General features: G+C 65.0%; 11 protein-coding genes and 1 tRNA gene. 6 read left to right on the top strand and 6 right to left on the bottom strand.

All coding sequences use genetic code 11. From position 1 onward, the window contains the following. On the top strand, positions 1 to 616 hold a 616-nt coding region (locus ACZY0B_RS24370; RefSeq protein WP_463766803.1), incomplete at its 5' end, for an N-acetyltransferase family protein. A gap of 42 nt (positions 617 to 658) precedes the next feature. On the opposite strand, the gene ACZY0B_RS24365 is transcribed toward ACZY0B_RS24370, so the two are convergent. Beyond that, complete coding sequence (locus ACZY0B_RS24365; RefSeq protein ID WP_463766802.1) at positions 659 to 2290, bottom strand: MFS transporter; 1632 nt, start codon at positions 2288 to 2290, stop codon at positions 659 to 661. A gap of 232 nt (positions 2291 to 2522) precedes the next feature. On the opposite strand from ACZY0B_RS24365, the gene ACZY0B_RS24360 reads away from it, so the two are divergent. Both ACZY0B_RS24360 and ACZY0B_RS24355 read left to right on the top strand, forming a co-directional pair. Further along, complete coding sequence (locus ACZY0B_RS24360; RefSeq protein WP_463766801.1) at positions 2523 to 3242, top strand: Type 1 glutamine amidotransferase-like domain-containing protein; 720 nt, start codon at positions 2523 to 2525, stop codon at positions 3240 to 3242. A 73-nt stretch (positions 3243 to 3315) separates the two neighbouring features. Next, positions 3316 to 4479 (top strand): aromatic ring-hydroxylating oxygenase subunit alpha, encoded by a 1164-nt coding sequence (locus ACZY0B_RS24355; RefSeq protein ID WP_463766800.1) that lies wholly within the window; start codon positions 3316 to 3318, stop codon positions 4477 to 4479. On the opposite strand, the gene ACZY0B_RS24350 is transcribed toward ACZY0B_RS24355, so the two are convergent. The 3 genes from ACZY0B_RS24350 to ACZY0B_RS24340 form a co-directional block, all read right to left on the bottom strand. Then, positions 4476 to 4802, bottom strand: a complete 327-nt coding sequence (locus tag ACZY0B_RS24350; RefSeq protein WP_463766799.1) for an STAS domain-containing protein — start codon at positions 4800 to 4802, stop codon at positions 4476 to 4478. The genes ACZY0B_RS24355 and ACZY0B_RS24350 overlap by 4 nt on opposite strands. Beyond that, positions 4802 to 8938: a SpoIIE family protein phosphatase gene (locus tag ACZY0B_RS24345; RefSeq protein WP_463766798.1), complete on the bottom strand. Its 4137-nt coding sequence runs from the start codon at positions 8936 to 8938 to the stop codon at positions 4802 to 4804. The genes ACZY0B_RS24350 and ACZY0B_RS24345 overlap by 1 nt, the downstream gene beginning before the upstream one ends. 203 nt (positions 8939 to 9141) lie before the next feature. Continuing rightward, positions 9142 to 10074 carry an SAM-dependent methyltransferase gene (locus ACZY0B_RS24340; RefSeq protein ID WP_463766797.1) on the bottom strand — a complete coding sequence of 311 codons (933 nt, stop codon included), beginning with the start codon at positions 10072 to 10074 and terminating at the stop codon, positions 9142 to 9144. Between the two features lie 141 nt (positions 10075 to 10215). Here ACZY0B_RS24340 and ACZY0B_RS24335 point away from each other — a divergent pair. Beyond that, positions 10216 to 10289, top strand: a tRNA-Cys gene (locus tag ACZY0B_RS24335). 7 nt (positions 10290 to 10296) lie between these two features. Here the strand turns inward: ACZY0B_RS24335 and ACZY0B_RS24330 are convergent. Together ACZY0B_RS24330 and ACZY0B_RS24325 are read right to left on the bottom strand one after the other, a co-directional pair. Beyond that, a complete protein-coding gene (locus ACZY0B_RS24330) occupies positions 10297 to 11436 on the bottom strand; it encodes a zinc-binding dehydrogenase (RefSeq protein WP_463766796.1) in 1140 nt (379 codons plus the stop codon). A gap of 53 nt (positions 11437 to 11489) precedes the next feature. Next, positions 11490 to 11885, bottom strand: a complete 396-nt coding sequence (locus tag ACZY0B_RS24325) for a YchJ family protein (RefSeq protein ID WP_463766795.1) — start codon at positions 11883 to 11885, stop codon at positions 11490 to 11492. A gap of 137 nt (positions 11886 to 12022) precedes the next feature. Between ACZY0B_RS24325 and ACZY0B_RS24320 the strand changes: the two genes are divergently transcribed. Then, complete coding sequence (locus ACZY0B_RS24320) at positions 12023 to 12952, top strand: LacI family DNA-binding transcriptional regulator (protein WP_463766806.1); 930 nt, start codon at positions 12023 to 12025, stop codon at positions 12950 to 12952. An 82-nt stretch (positions 12953 to 13034) separates the two neighbouring features. Continuing rightward, positions 13035 to 14444, top strand: a complete 1410-nt coding sequence (locus tag ACZY0B_RS24315) for an aldehyde dehydrogenase family protein (protein WP_463766794.1) — start codon at positions 13035 to 13037, stop codon at positions 14442 to 14444. The last annotated feature ends 74 nt before the right edge of the window (positions 14445 to 14518 follow it).

Below are 14518 nucleotides of genomic sequence, written 5' to 3'. Positions count from 1 at the left end.
TCTTGTGCTGGCGATGAGGTTGCCCGGTCTGCACCCGCGATTCGCACCCCAACCAGGCGACTGGAAGACTGCTGGCATGCAAGCGATCAGCGGCACCGTGCGTTCGGCGTCCCCGCAAGACGCGGCTGCCTGCGTAGCGATCTACCGCCCCTATGTCGAGAACACGGTGATCAGTTGGGAACTCGAGGCCCCGAGCCCAGACGAGATGGCTTCGCGTATCGCCTCGGCCCAAAAAGCCCACGAATGGCTCGTTCTCGAGGATGACAGTCAGGTCATCGGCTTCGCTTACGGCCACGCAGTGATCAGCCTGCCGTCCTTCAAGTGGTCGGCAGAGACAGGCATTTACATCAGCTGCGACCATCACCGCGCCGGCTGGGGCCGCAGACTCTATGCAGAAGTGCTGCAACGGCTTGCCGACCACGGCTACCGGCGAGCCTTCGCCGGCATCACCCAACCCAACGAGGCCAGCAACGCATTTCACCGATCCTTCGGGTTCGAGGATGTTGGCGCGTACCGGCGCGTCTACTGGAAACACGACAGCTGGCACGACGTCGCGTGGATGCAAATCGATCTGGGCACGGCCGACCGAGAAGGACCACCCGGCCCAATCAGCTAGTGCACGCCGATTCTGTTGCGCTGCAGCCACATAACGCGGTTCTCACCGGCGCGTACGCAGCGCTACGTAGTACTCGTGCCGTCGGGTTTGGTCGACGGTATAGCTGATCGCCTTCGTCACACCGTCATGATCGACATCCACCCAGCGCTCGGTGCGCTGGCGTTCAAATTCGCTCCAGGACGCCACGGTGAACCTCTCGAGGAACGAGTCGGGTTCTTCGACACTGTGATAGAGCCGCCAACTGTGACCGCCCGTTCGCAGCCGAGACTGCCTGACCTCCCTCATCGCGTCGACGAATTCGTCGAGGTTCTCGGGCGGCACTTGGTAGCGAACGGCTACCAGCACCGGTCCGTCTTGAGGGCACGGCTCAAACACGAGCGTCGGAGTCGGCCACGCAGTGGAAATCTCGACGCTCACTGTCCCGGTACACGGCAGCAGCGGAAGCACGGCAACGCTCAGGGCAACGGCGCCCAGCACTGCCGCCGACCACAGCATCGCGGCGTCGAGTCCCCACCGCGTGGCAAGGGCACCCCAAACATAGGCGCCGAGCGCCTGAGATCCGGTAGAGAACAGCAGATATACCGATAATCCACGGGCTCGAACCCATCGCGGCAGCGACAGCTGCGCCGCCGCGTTCAATGTCGTCAGGGTGATCAGCCACGCCATCCCGGACAACGCCAAGAACGGAAGCGCCGCCGCGAAAGGCAGATAGACCACCGACAATGGGGCAAGGCCGTACGCGACCGCCGACGTCGTTAGCAGCGCGTTGTCCGACATTCTTCCGTGCAACGGCCCGGCCGCTACGACTCCGAGTATGGCCCCAACACCGATGGCCCCCAGCGCCACACCGTAGCCGCCGGCTCCCAGCTGCCACGTGCGCGCGGCGGCCACCGGTAGCAGAGCCAGGATCGCCGAAGCAGGGAACAGGAAAAGGGCTGTGCGCAAAAGGATCCTGCGAAAGATTGGACTGTTCTCGATGTATTGCAGCCCGGTGATGATGGCCTGACCTATGCGTTCACGCTCGAGCGGCACGATTTGCTTCGGCCGGTTCCACAACCGCAGCGCAATGATGATTGCCGAGAATGACACCGCGTTGATCGCGAACACTGCTGCGGGGCCGAGCCATGCCACCACGATGCCGCCAATTGCCGGCCCAATTGCTCGGGTGGAGTTGGCCGAGACGCTGCCCAAGATTGAGACTGCCGGTATCTGCTCACGCGGGACAATCTCGGGCTGGATCGCCTGCCAGGCCGGTCCTGTCAGCGCAGAAGCGAACCCGATGGCCAAGGTAAACAGCAACAGCGCCGTCGGGGTAAGCCGACCAAGGTTCGTCAGCAGTGCCAGGGCAAGCGCGACCAGCACGGCGTACGACTGTAGGAAGATCAGGAGCCGGCGCCGGTCGAACAGATCGGCAAGCACACCGGCGAACAATCCCAGGAGCAGCGTCGGCCCCAGACTCGCCGTCTGAACCAGGGCCACGATGACGTCAGGGCTGTGCCTTTCCACCAGGAACCACTGCGCCGCCACAGCCTGCATCCACGTCCCCATGTTGGAGATGAACTGGGCGATGAACAGGCCCCGGTATACGCGATTGCGCAGCGGCGCCCACGTCGACGGCTTCCCTCCGTCGGCACGCTCCTGGTCGGGAATCACCGGTGCACCGATGGTCGACAACCCCTCCGCTCGGCCAACGCCTTTCACGTTGTTTCAAGGATTAGAAGTTTATGACACAGACAGCCAGCGTTCGCGCCAAGGATCCGCACCCGCACCATCTCCGCATCAACGTTGACGGGAAGGACGGGGCCCGGACCCACTACGGCAGATCAACATGCTCCACACTCCCTGTGAGACAGCGACTCTGGCTGTTGACAGGTGCCCGTGGACTCATCGCCGCTAGGGTGGCCCCATGTCCGACGCTGATCGGGAATTGGGCTGCACACGCCAACCGCTCTATCTGCTGGCGGACAGTCAGTTGCTGTTCTGGAAGCGGCGGGGCCGACCGCTGCTCGAGGCGGCACTCGACGGGTTGGTTCGGGACACAGAACTGCGCTCGGCCTATATCGGCGCCTCCAATGGGGACCGTCCGGAGTTCTACGAGATCTTCGAGGCGGCGATGGACGCGATTGGAATCACCAACCGTCGCATGATCGACTCGTCGTTCGGCCCGGACGACCACACCTTCCTGGAACGCGCCCAGTTGATCGTCCTCGCGGGCGGCGATGTGCGTCGCGGTTGGACCGTGTTCGAGAAAACCGGCATGAAGGATGCGGTCCTTCACCGGTATGCCCAAGGCACTGTGCTGGTGGGCATTTCAGCGGGCGCAATTCAGCTCGGACAGTATGCAATCGTCGAGGTGCCGGAATCCTCGGCGACCGAGTTGCTCGACGTGTTCAAGCTCGCCCCCGCGGTCATCGACACGCATGACGAGCGAGCCAACTGGGCGCGGCTGTCCCGCACCATTCAGTCGCTGCAGGGCACGGCCACCGGGCTCGGAATCCCTTCCGGGAGCGGAGTCATCGTGCACCCGGATACCACCATCGAGCCTCTCCGGAATTCCGCGCACCAATTCCGTTTCGAGGGCGCACACGTCACGCACTCGCTGCTGTCGGCTAAAACGGGCAACTGACCGATTATCGCCCGCGAGAGGCGGCTTTGGCGATACAGCTGAACCTGGTCAGCCCGGCAATTACTCTGACCGCATGGTCAAGCTGGATAACCGGGCACCTGTTCCTGCTGCGGATCTTGCCGCAGCATTGGCACCATTCGGCCGGTCGCGCATGCTGCCGCGACAGGCTTATGTCGATCCCGAGGTTTTTGATTGGGAACTGCGCAACATCTTCTCTGGATGGACCTGTGTCGGCCACGCCAGCGATATCACTTCGGTCGGCGCCCTGCGCGCGGTCGGTTCTGGCGCGAACGGCGTGCTGCTGGTGCGATCCGAGACCGACGTAGTGCGCGCGTTCGCCAACACTTGCCCCCACCGCGGCCACGAATTGCTGGCGTGCGGCGCGGAGACCAAGAAGCAGAGCATCATCTGCCCGTACCACTCGTGGTCCTTCCGGCTGGACGGCACGCTGCGCAACGCACCCGGCTTCCGCGACGCCGACGACTTCGACCCACACGAGTTCGGGCTCCGAGAACTGCATCTGGTGAACTGGCATGGTTGGCTTTTCGTCGACCCGAGCGGGTGCGACACAGATTTCGCCGCGCACGTCGCGGGACTCGAGGACATCGTCGGCCCGTACCGACCTGAAGACCTGACGATCGTCGCCCGACACTCCTATGAACTCGCCACCAATTGGAAGGTCATCGCCGAGAACTATCAAGAGTGCTACCACTGTTCGAGGATCCACCCGGAGCTGTCCCGAGTCAGCCCGCCGACCAGCGGCGACACCCTGGACCTCGAGGGTTCGTGGCTTGCGGGCTGGATGTCGATGGTCGAGAGCGCCGAGACCATGTCGTTCACCGGCAAGAGCGGCGGCGCCGCGATCTGCGGACTGTCCGAGGAGCAACTGCGCACCGTCATGTACATCGTCGGATACCCGAATCTGCTGGTGAGCTTGCACCCCGACTACGTAATGACCCACCTCATGGTGCCGCTGGCGGCTGACCGCACGCACGTCGAGTGCGCCTGGGCCTTCCCGAAAGATGTTGCGGCTAAAGAGGATTTCGATCCTTCGTATGCGGTGGACTTCTGGGACGTCACCAACCGACAGGACTGGGCAGCCTGCGAATCGGTGCAACGTGGGCTCGCCTCACCGCACGCCCGCCCCGGCCCCCTGGCCCCGGACGAGAAGGGTGTCTACCAGTTCGTCACCCGCGTGGCCAACGCGTACTCCGGTGCGCATGGACGACTTTTCTAACCGTTGCCGCCTTGCGGTGCGGCTTCGAGCGTCGCGATCTTATCAAGGCCGCTGATGGTGAGGACCCGAACCAGCAAGGGGTGCACGATAATGTGCAGACCGTCGACTTTGTCGGCGTGGTCGAAAAGCGCATTGATTCCTGCGCTGTCCAGGTACTTGATCGTGCTGAGGTCGATGGTGATTGGCCTTCGAGTTCCCGCACTCGCCGTGTTGAGCGCCTGTTTGAACTGGGCAACGTTACTGAGGTCGATCTCCCCTGTCGCAGTCACCCGGGGCGTCCCGTTTGGGCCGTGGTCGGTGTTCAGGGTCAGCTCTGCTGCCATTATGCGATCCTCGCGTACAAGTGAACGGTGGTGCCGGCCTCGGTGGAGCGAATTGTGATGTCCTCCACCAGGCCTCGCATGAGGGTGATGCCGCGGCCCCGATTGACTCCGGGGATTGTGCGCGGTGCCTTCCAGGTGCCGCTGTCGCTGACGGTCACGTGGAGCGCGTCGACGACCGCGGTCGCGCGCAACGAGACGGTGCCCGTGGGCTGGTCGCGGTAACCGTGTTCGATTGCGTTGGCGACGGCTTCACCGACGGCGGTGAGCACGTATTGAATCTGATCGGGCTCGACCCCCGCCTGTGCCAGCCAGCCGCGCAAGGCATCACGGCTCGGAGCGAGGTGATCGACATCGGCGTCGAATCTCATCGCCAGTGGGGCAGGCTGTCGATAGAGCAGCATCGCCACATCATCCAAATAGCCGCTTGCAGGCTCGAGCCGGACCATGAGATGGTCTGCCACCTCATCGAGCGACTGCGAACGGCCGTCCTGAACAAGATTGGTCGCACTGGCGATGCCTTCGTCGATCGAAAGACCGCGGCGTTCGACCAGACCGTCGGTGTAGAGCAATAGCGTCGAGCGCGCCGGCATCGTCAGGCGGATTTCGGGTCGAATCCAGTCCGGTTGGAGCGCCAGGGGAAGGCCGTGTTCACCATCCAGCTGCTCAGCAGTTCCGTTGGCATGCACCATGATCGGCGGTGGGTGACCCGCATTGGAGTACACCAGCTCACCGGTGTCGAGGGTGATCACCGCGCAGAACGCGGTGGTACAACGGGCGCCGGGCAGACGCGCCGCAAAGCGGTCCAGACCCGCCAAGGCAGCACTGGGACTGGGCTGGTCGAGCAGCAGCGCACGGCACGCGCTTCGGAGCTGACCCATCACGGTCGCAGCGGCCAAGCCGTGCCCAACACAGTCGCCGACGATCAACGCGACGCGCCCGTCGTCGAGATCGACGACGTCGTACCAATCACCGCCAACCTGCAGCGGGTGGGTGGCGGGGTGATATCGGACCGCGAAGCCTCCCGGCAGAGTCGTCGGGCCGAGCATCGCATGCTGTAGCGCCAAGGCGGTTTCGCGTTGCTCGTCCAACTGGTAGACGCGGTTCAGGCCCTGGCTGAGCCGCCCGCCAAGCACCTTCAGTAGGTTGTGATCCTCCGGGGTGAACGGCCGTTGCTCCGCCAAGTCGATCCATACCACCATCACTCCACGCGGATGCTGCAGCGAAATACCCGCCGTACCAGCCTCTCCGGCCACCGTGGTGAGGAGGTCGGAATCGCGTAGCGACTCGATCCGCCGCCGGTGACGTGGCGGCAGTTCGGCCCAGTCACAGGGCTCGCCGGCACACACAAGCGCCGGCGCGGCCTCTTTGGGAGCGTCGCGGGCGAACGTCGCGGCCAGCACGCGGCGAGCGTTCCACGTCTGGCGTAGCTCTTCAGCCGCACCCTGCAGCGTGGCGTCAAGCGTATCTGCTTGCGCCAGTTGTTGATTCAGCGCGGCCAGGGCAACCTGGCTCTGCACGAAGTAGTGCTCGGTTGTGATGTCACGCATGGTGCCAACCATGATTCGGCGACCGGTGTCCGGGTCGTCGACGTGGCTGAAGCTGGCCGCGACCCACAGTCGGTGCCCGTCGCGGTGGACTACCGGAGCGGTGAAAGCGCCGTGGGTTTCGTTCAGCAGCTGGGCGAAGACCCCTTCGACTTGCCGGTCGGCTTCGGGGTCGGTCTCGGCGCGAGGCCACCAGGGATGGGGGGGTTGATAGGGCAGCTGTTCGGTTCCGTAGCCGAGGATCTCGGTGAACGCGGCGTTGATCTCGATAACGGCACCGTGCTCATCGCAGACGAAGAACCCTTCCTGCAGCGAGTCCACCAGGGCGGTGCGCCACTGGGCGTGGTGGCTGCGCAACCGCGACAGCTCGACGTTGGCGCGCACCCGGGCGAGGAGTTCGGCGGCGGCGAATGGCTTGACGAGATAGTCGTCGGCGCCGGCCAGCAAGCCTTCGACGGAGGCTTCCTGTCCCGCACGTGCCGAGAGCAACAGCACGGGTAACGCGGCGGTACGCGGGTCAATCCGCAGCGCCGCGAGCAGTTGCAGACCGTCCAGCCCGGGCATCATCACGTCGCTGATGATGAGGTCGGGAACCTGCGCGCGGATGGCCTCCAGCGCCTGCTGCCCGTCGGCGACGCCACTGACCTGGTAGCCGGACGTCTGAAGCAGGCTGGTCAGGTAATCACGCATGTCGGCATTGTCATCAGCGACCAGCACGCGTGTCCGTTGGCCGTCTTTCCCGGCGGGCGCGACGGCCGTCATCATCGCGGTGGTACTCGTGTCGGGCGGTGCGATGTTGGCATCGCCGGGCAACCAACGCAAGGCTTCCTGCACGTACGGTTGGGCGATCACGCCGGACGTCGGACGCGCTCCCGGTGGCCTCGAGACTTCGTCGGGCGGCAGATGGGCCGCGCCGAAGGCCAAACGGATGACGAAGCTGGTGCCGACGCCCTCCCGGCTGTCGACAGTGATGGTGCCACCGTGCAACCCGACGAGTTCTTTGACGAGAGCCAGCCCGATTCCACTGCCTTCCGTGGAGCGCGCACGCGCATTTTCGATCCGGTGGAAACGCTCGAAGAGGCGGGGCATTTCCGCGGCGGGCACCCCGACCCCGGTGTCGGTCACGGTGACGATGGCAGCGGTGTCATCGCGGCTGACCGCTACCGTGATGGAGCCCTCGAAAGTGAACTTCAACGCGTTGGACAGCAGGTTGAGGATCACCTTCTCCCACATCTCGTGATCCAGATAGACCGGTTCGTCGAGCGGCGGGCAGTCCACCGTGAACGACAGCCCGGCCCGTTCGATCGACGAGCGGAAGACACTGGCGAGATCGGCAGTGGCGGTTGACAAGTCGACGGGCTCGAATCGGGCCCGCATTCGCCCCGCCTCGATCCGCGAAAAGTCCAGCAGGGTGTTGACCAGCTTCGCCAGCCGCAAGCTGTTGCGATGAACGAGCTCCAGCTCTTGGCGTGCCTGCTCATCGATGCCGGTCGTCCGGCCGCGCAACTCGTCGACCGGTCCGAGGATCAAACTGAGCGGCGTGCGGAATTCGTGGCTGATATTCGAGAAGAACGCCGTCTTCGCCCGGTCGAGTTCGGCCAGCTCCTCGGCGCGCCGCTGCTGAGCTTGATAGCTGCGCGCGCTGTCCACGCCCGCGGCGATGTACCCGGCCACGAGCTCCACGAAGCCGCGGTAACCATCGTCGAGCCCGCGGTACCGATTCAGGCCGGCCACCAGGAATCCGACTGGTGCCCCGCCCCGCCGCAAGAGCGGCACCACGAGCGCCTGAGCGGGCGGCTCAGGCCAGGCGCCGGCGGGCAGATTCAGGGCATCGCCGTCGAGCTCGAACAGTTCGGTTTCACCCTGCGCCAACTTCTCGATGGGCCACGAGGAAAGGCCGCCGGCAGGGAGTGTCTGCGGCGCCGCCGGATGCCCGGGCGCGATTCCACTGACCCCGGCCAGCTGCGCCTCGCCGTGATCGCTAAACAGATAAGTGAGCGTGAAGGGGAGGTCGTACGGGTTGTTCGCGAGTTGGTGGCCGGCGAAGTCCAGCATCTGACGTTCGGTATGCACGACGCTCGGATCCGACCCCAGGTCCCGCAGCGTCGCCATCCGGCGCTGAGCGATCACCCGATCGGTGTCTTCTCGGACCACGCAGAGCATCCCGACGACGCTCGCGTCCTCGTCGCGCAGCGCGCTGTAGGAGAAGGTGTGGTACGACTCCTCGGGGTATCCCGACCGCTCGATGATCAGCAGTAAGGCCTCGTCCCAGGTGGGCTCCCCCGTCGCCAACACGCTCTCGATCCGCGGACCGATGTCGTCCCAGATCTCCGCCCATACCTCGCTGGCCGGGCGGCCCAGCGCCCACGGGTACTTCCGGCCCAGGGTGTCGCGGCGATAGGCGGCATTGCAGAAGAACGTCAGTTCCGGGCCCCACGCCATCCACATCGAAAACCGGGACGACAGCAGGATGTTGACGGCCGTACGAAGGCTTTGTGGCCATTCCTCCACCGGCCCGAGTGGGGTGGACATCCAGTCGACGGCGGATAGATCGCGGCCGATCTCCTGGTCTGCCCGGAAAACCACTGCCATCCCTTCCGAAATGCGCCCAGGACTGGGGCCGTCAGCTACCGCTGCCCGTTGCGGCCCCTCAAGAGAACCATCCATCGCGCTCGCATCGCCAGCTTTTCGCTGGATACCGCAGAATCGAGACGTTCGCGCGGGCGGGCAGCTTCGGTAGCTCGTTTATCCGGTTTGCGTCCGGCTCCGGCGAGTTCGGTCGGTCGTTGGTCGTGTCAGTTGGCTAGTACGGCGCTGTAGTAAACGGTATCGGCCACCGACACGGAGTCGTCGTTCGCCGGGATCGCAGCAAGACCGTTGTCGGCCAACAGCTGTCGCATCGGGGTCCCCACTGAGCTCCATCCGAGATCCTCCAGATGAGAGGCGACGTCGCTGCGCTCCCCCTCGAAGCCAAGGTCGGTGAAGTCCAGCTCGAGGCCGTGCTCACGCCATTTGGCACTGGCCTTGCGCATCAGCTCCCGCGCTCGTTCTTTGTCGACCTGCGGCCGGTTCGGACTGGCTTCGCAGGCCAACCGACTGCCCACGGCGCTGAGCGCTGTGATGTTGTCCAGCAACGCATCCTGGGCCGCTGGCGGCAGATACCCGAAGAGCCCCTCGGCGATCCAAGCGGTGGGCCGGCTGGTGTCCAGACCGGCGTCACGCAGAGCGGTCGGCCAGTCCTGGCGCAGATCGATGGCAACGGTGCGCAGGTCGGCTTTCGGGGCGGCGCCCAAGCGGGCCAGCGTGGTGGTCTTGAACTCGATCACCTCGGGCTGGTCGATTTCGAACACCGTCATGTCGTCGGGCCACGCCAGTCGGTAGGCACGCGCGTCGAGACCCGACGCCAAGATCACGGCCTGACGGATCCCGGACTGAGTCGCATCGCGAAAGAATGTGTCAAAGAAGCGAGTTCGGGCGGCCATCGCATCTGGCATGTGGCCGAGCTTCCAGCTCGACTCGTGGTAGTCGACGTCCGCGGCGTCGATCTCGCCGTCGGCCCAGCGGGTGTAGAACTCGACACCGACGGCGCGGACAAGCGGTTCGGCAAACGGGTCCTCGATCACGGGATTGTCGGCCTTGGTGGCGATCGCGCGGGCAGCGGCCACCATCGTGGCTGTAGCGCCCACGCTGGTGGCGAGATCCCAGGTGTCGTTGTCTGTGCGTGGCATGCGCCTGTGCTCCAATGTCGGCTTTAGCAGGATTATTTAGATAGTATAACGAACCCGGGAACGCGCCGCACCGCCGCAAAATGATCGGCCCGAGGGAAACCCTGGGCCGCAGCGGCCTGCGCTGGCATGGTTACGGTTCGTGCGGGTGTGGCTGAGCGGCTAGGCAACGGCCTGCAAAGCCGTCTACACGGGTTCGAATCCCGTCACTCGCTCCACGAGCAGCTAGGCGTTCGGAGTCACGAGGAACTTCTCTCCGGTCGCTCGCTTCACGTATGCGTTGAACGCATCGGGATTGAGCATGCCGACCAGTGAAACCTCCCGGGTGTAGCTGCTCGCAAACGTCGTGGTGAGCTCCGCTGCCACCCGAGCACGCAGCCGACCGAAAGTCTCGGCCCCCGTGGTCTGAAGAAATGGGGTGAGTAGCCACCCTCCCACGCCCCACGCCATGCCGAAGCTCCTGGTGAGCACCGTCGGACTGGTGTCGAGTGCGCCGTAGATGTACACCTGCTTGTGGACGCTTGACCCATAGCGTGAGTACTGCCCCGGGGTCGCAATGGCCGCCTGCTCCATGCCGTTGAGGATCTGGCTGGCCAGCGTTCCACCACCCGTGGCGTCGAAAGCGAGCGTCGCGGACGTCGCTTTGAGAGCCTCGACAAGATCGGTCGCGAACGACGGTGATGCCGAGTTGAGGACATGGGTTGCGCCCAGCGAGCGCAGGAGCTCCTCTTGCTCGGGTTTGCGGACGATATTGACCAGCGGTATCCCGTCTTTCTGGCAGAGCTTGACCAGCATTTGGCCCAGGTTCGACGCCGCGGCGGTGTGTACGAGGCCCCAATGTCCTTCGCGGCGCATGGTTTCGGTCATTCCGAGTACCGTCATTGGATTGACGAACGACGAGGCTCCGTCCCTCGCAGTGGCCCCCTCGGGCAGGACAAGACAGGCGGACGCGTCGACCGCTCGGTATTGGGAGTACATCGCGCCGCCCGCGATCGCCACCGTTTTTCCAAGCAGGGCCTGGGCTGCGTCGGAGGACCCCGCGGCCATCACGGTGCCGGCACCCTCATTGCCCACCGGAAGCGACTCGTCGAGTCGCGCTTTCAGCGCGCCCACGGCACTTTCCCCGAGCGAGGCGGTGACGACGGGACGCTCGGGTGTACCCGCGACCGTCGCAGTGGACATGTCAGCGCTAGCAATCAGCAGGCCCAGATCTGACGGGTTGATTGGCGAGGCTTCGACCCGCACCAGCACTTCGTTGGCGCCGGGGGTTGGAACGGGAACCTCGTGCAGCGAGAGCTCGAGTGTGCCATCGGACGTCACCAACGAACGCAGCTCCAATGCTGTGTCAGGCAAATCTGCGGTCATGGGCGGTGCCTCGTTCCTGTTGTGGGTGTTAGCCGTGTCAACGCGCACGGCGGCTACAGATCTTCCGTGGCGTCGAGGTAGAACCATCGGCCGGCGCGGCGCTCGAAGCGACTGCGCTCATGAAGGCTGTCGGCGCGGCCGGCGGACTCGAACCGGGCCGTGAATTCCACTTCCCCAGAATCGTCGTCCGGGCCGCCCCCGACGGTGTCGATCACCTCTAGACCGGTCCAGGTGACGCCCGGGTCGACGGTCACGTCGGCCGGTCGTGTTCGCGGGTGCCAGGTGCGGAACAGATAGTCCGCGTCGGCGTAGGCGAAGGCCGAATACCTCGATCGCATCAACTGCTCGGCCGATCGAGCCTGCGACTCGCCATCGTGAAACGGCCCGCAACAGACGCGATAGCTCTCGCCGGTGCCGCAGGGACACGACGGCCGGAGGAGTGCGTCCACGTCAAGAGCCTGGCACGGTTTTCTGCAGCGGCATACCTGCCTCGGCCCGAAGTAAGGTAAGTCGTCACACGGGGTGGCTGCGCCGGGAGGTCGATCTGAGCGTGAAGGGCAGGCCAACCAAGGCCGACGTTGCGCGAATGGCGAACGTCTCGACGGCGACGGTCAGTTACGTCCTCAACAACTCTGTCGGGCGCACCATTTCGGCGCAGACGCGCGCCGCGGTGCACAATGCGGCCGCCGAACTGAGGTACCGGCCCAACCTTGCCGCTCGTAATCTCGCCCGCGGGAAGAGCGGCGTGATCTTGTACATCGTGCCGCAACTCGCCGGCGGCGAGATGCCCATGCAGGTCGGCACTCACATGACCACCGAGTTGACCCGCCGCGGGATCATGCAGGTTCAGCTCTTCGAGACCGAACACGACGACGCCGTCGCCGACGCCATCAATCAACTGCGGCCGATCGCGGTGACGAGCCTGTTTCCCTTGGGCCGCAAGGCATCACACGCCGTGAAGGACGCCGCAATCCCCCACATCTGTGTGCACACTCTGCCGGGCCTCGGAGATCCGCAGTATTCCGTCGGGCAGATGCGCGTCGACCATCTCGTCGCGCGGGGCCATCGCAATGTGGCGTTCGCATACTCGGGCGATCGTCGGTGGCGTGCACTTGGCGATTACTGGATCGACGGCGTCCGACGCGCCACGCGCCGGCATGGACTGCCCGACGTCGTCGTGACGGCGTTGACGCCGGACGACAGCGCCGCGGTGGTCGATGAATTGCACGCAGCTGGCGTCACCGCGGTCTGCGCGCAAAGCGACGAGGTGGCCTTCGTGGTGCTCGACGGCATCCGGCGCGCCGGACTACGTTGCCCCGACGATCTCGCGGTCATCGGTGTCGACGGCACGGCGCTGTCCCGCTTCAGCGTCCCCGCACTGACGACGGTGGTGTTCGATCGCACGGCGATCGCCGAGGTGGCACTATCAGCGGTTTTGGCAGAACTTGACGTTCCAGACGAACGACGCCCAGCCGCCCGGGACATCGCCACGCTGGTCATCCGAGAGTCCACCTGAGTGTCTCGATCGGCATCCAACAGCTACTGGACACCCGCTGGTTACGCGCGTAACCTCTGTCGGGGCGAAAGGATGAAGGACATTGAGTAGCACCACTATCCCGGTCTTCAACCCGTCCAACGAGGAGCAGATCACCGAGGTCCCTGATTCCGACCAGGCGGCCGTCGACGCGGCGGTGGCCCGCGCGCGTGAGACCTTCGAGTCGGGCGTCTGGCGCAAGGCGCCGGCGTCGCACCGCGCGAACGTGCTCTTCCGCGCCGCGCGCATCATCGAGGAACGCATCGACGAGCTCGCCGCGCTCGAGGGCCAAGACAACGGCATGAATCTGACGGCCGCGCGTCACATCATCCCGGTCTCGGTCGACATGCTGAAGTACTACGCCGGCTGGGTCGGCAAGATCCATGGCGAGTCAGCCAATCTCGTGTCCGACGGCCTGCTCGGCACCTGGGAGACCTACCACACCTTCACCCAGCTCGAGCCGGTCGGCGTCGTAGGCCTGATCATCCCGTGGAACGGGCCGTTTTTCGTCGCGATGCTCAAGGTCGCGCCGGCCCTCGCGGCGGGTTGCAGCGCCGTCCTCAAGCCAGCCGAGGAGACACCGCTCACCGCGCTGAAGCTGGAGGAGATCTTCCGCGAGGCCGGTCTGCCCGACGGCGTCCTGAACGTCATCACCGGCTACGGCGAGACCACGGGTGCGGCGCTCACCGCGCATCCGGACGTCGACAAGATTTCGTTCACCGGATCGACGGAGGTCGGACGGCTGATCGTCAAGGCGGCCGCCGGCAACCTCAAGCGCCTGACGCTCGAGCTCGGCGGCAAGTCACCGCTGATCATGTTCGACGACGCCAACCTCGACAAGGCGATCATGGGAGCCGGCATGGGCCTGCTCGCCGGCTCGGGGCAGAACTGTTCGTGCACCTCGCGCATCTACGTTCAGCGCGGCATCTACGACCAGGTGGTCGAAGGCCTGGCCGGCTTCGCCCAGATGCTGCCGATGGGCGGCAGCGATGATCCCGATTCGGTCCTCGGGCCGCTGATCAGCGACAAGCAACGCAAACGGGTGGAAGGCATCGTGAACGACGGCGTAGCCGGCGGTGCGCAGGTGATCACCGGCGGCAAGCCGATGGACCGCAAGGGCTACTTCTACGAGGCGACGATCGTCACCAACACGACGCCCGAGATGCGACTCATCAAAGAGGAGATCTTCGGGCCGGTCGGCTGTGTGATCCCGTTCGACGACGAGGACGAGGTGCTCGCCGCCGCGAACGACACACACTACGGTCTCGCCGGCTCCATCTGGACCGAGAACCTGTCCCGCGCGCATCGCGTCGTGAATGAGCTTCGCGCAGGCCAGGTCTGGGTGAACTCCTCGCTCGCCGCGGACCCGTCGATGCCGATCAGCGGCCACAAACAGTCGGGTTGGGGCGGCGAGCGTGGCCGCAAGGGCATCGAGGCCTACTTCAACACCAAGGCCGTCTACATCGGCCTCTGATCGAGTCGCGAGCGTAACGCGGCGAGCTTCGGCTTCGGCTTCGCGATCGAGTCGCGAGCCTAACGCCACTGCGA

The organism is Mycobacterium sp. IDUB_19, assembly GCF_055419445.1.
This window is presented reverse-complemented; position numbering and strand designations above follow the sequence as displayed.

What these genes read in the sequence shown, in the direction of transcription:
- ACZY0B_RS24360 (WP_463766801.1), top strand. Translation starts at nt 2,523, where the DNA reads ATGTCCGACGCTGATCGGGAATTGGGCTGCACACGCCAACCGCTCTAT.
- ACZY0B_RS24355 (WP_463766800.1), top strand. Translation starts at nt 3,316, where the DNA reads ATGGTCAAGCTGGATAACCGGGCACCTGTTCCTGCTGCGGATCTTGCC.
- ACZY0B_RS24350 (WP_463766799.1), bottom strand. Translation starts at nt 4,802, where the DNA reads ATGGCAGCAGAGCTGACCCTGAACACCGACCACGGCCCAAACGGGACG.
- ACZY0B_RS24345 (WP_463766798.1), bottom strand. Translation starts at nt 8,938, where the DNA reads ATGGCAGTGGTTTTCCGGGCAGACCAGGAGATCGGCCGCGATCTATCC.
- ACZY0B_RS24340 (WP_463766797.1), bottom strand. Translation starts at nt 10,074, where the DNA reads ATGCCACGCACAGACAACGACACCTGGGATCTCGCCACCAGCGTGGGC.
- ACZY0B_RS24330 (WP_463766796.1), bottom strand. Translation starts at nt 11,436, where the DNA reads ATGACCGCAGATTTGCCTGACACAGCATTGGAGCTGCGTTCGTTGGTG.
- ACZY0B_RS24320 (WP_463766806.1), top strand. Translation starts at nt 12,023, where the DNA reads ATGGCGAACGTCTCGACGGCGACGGTCAGTTACGTCCTCAACAACTCT.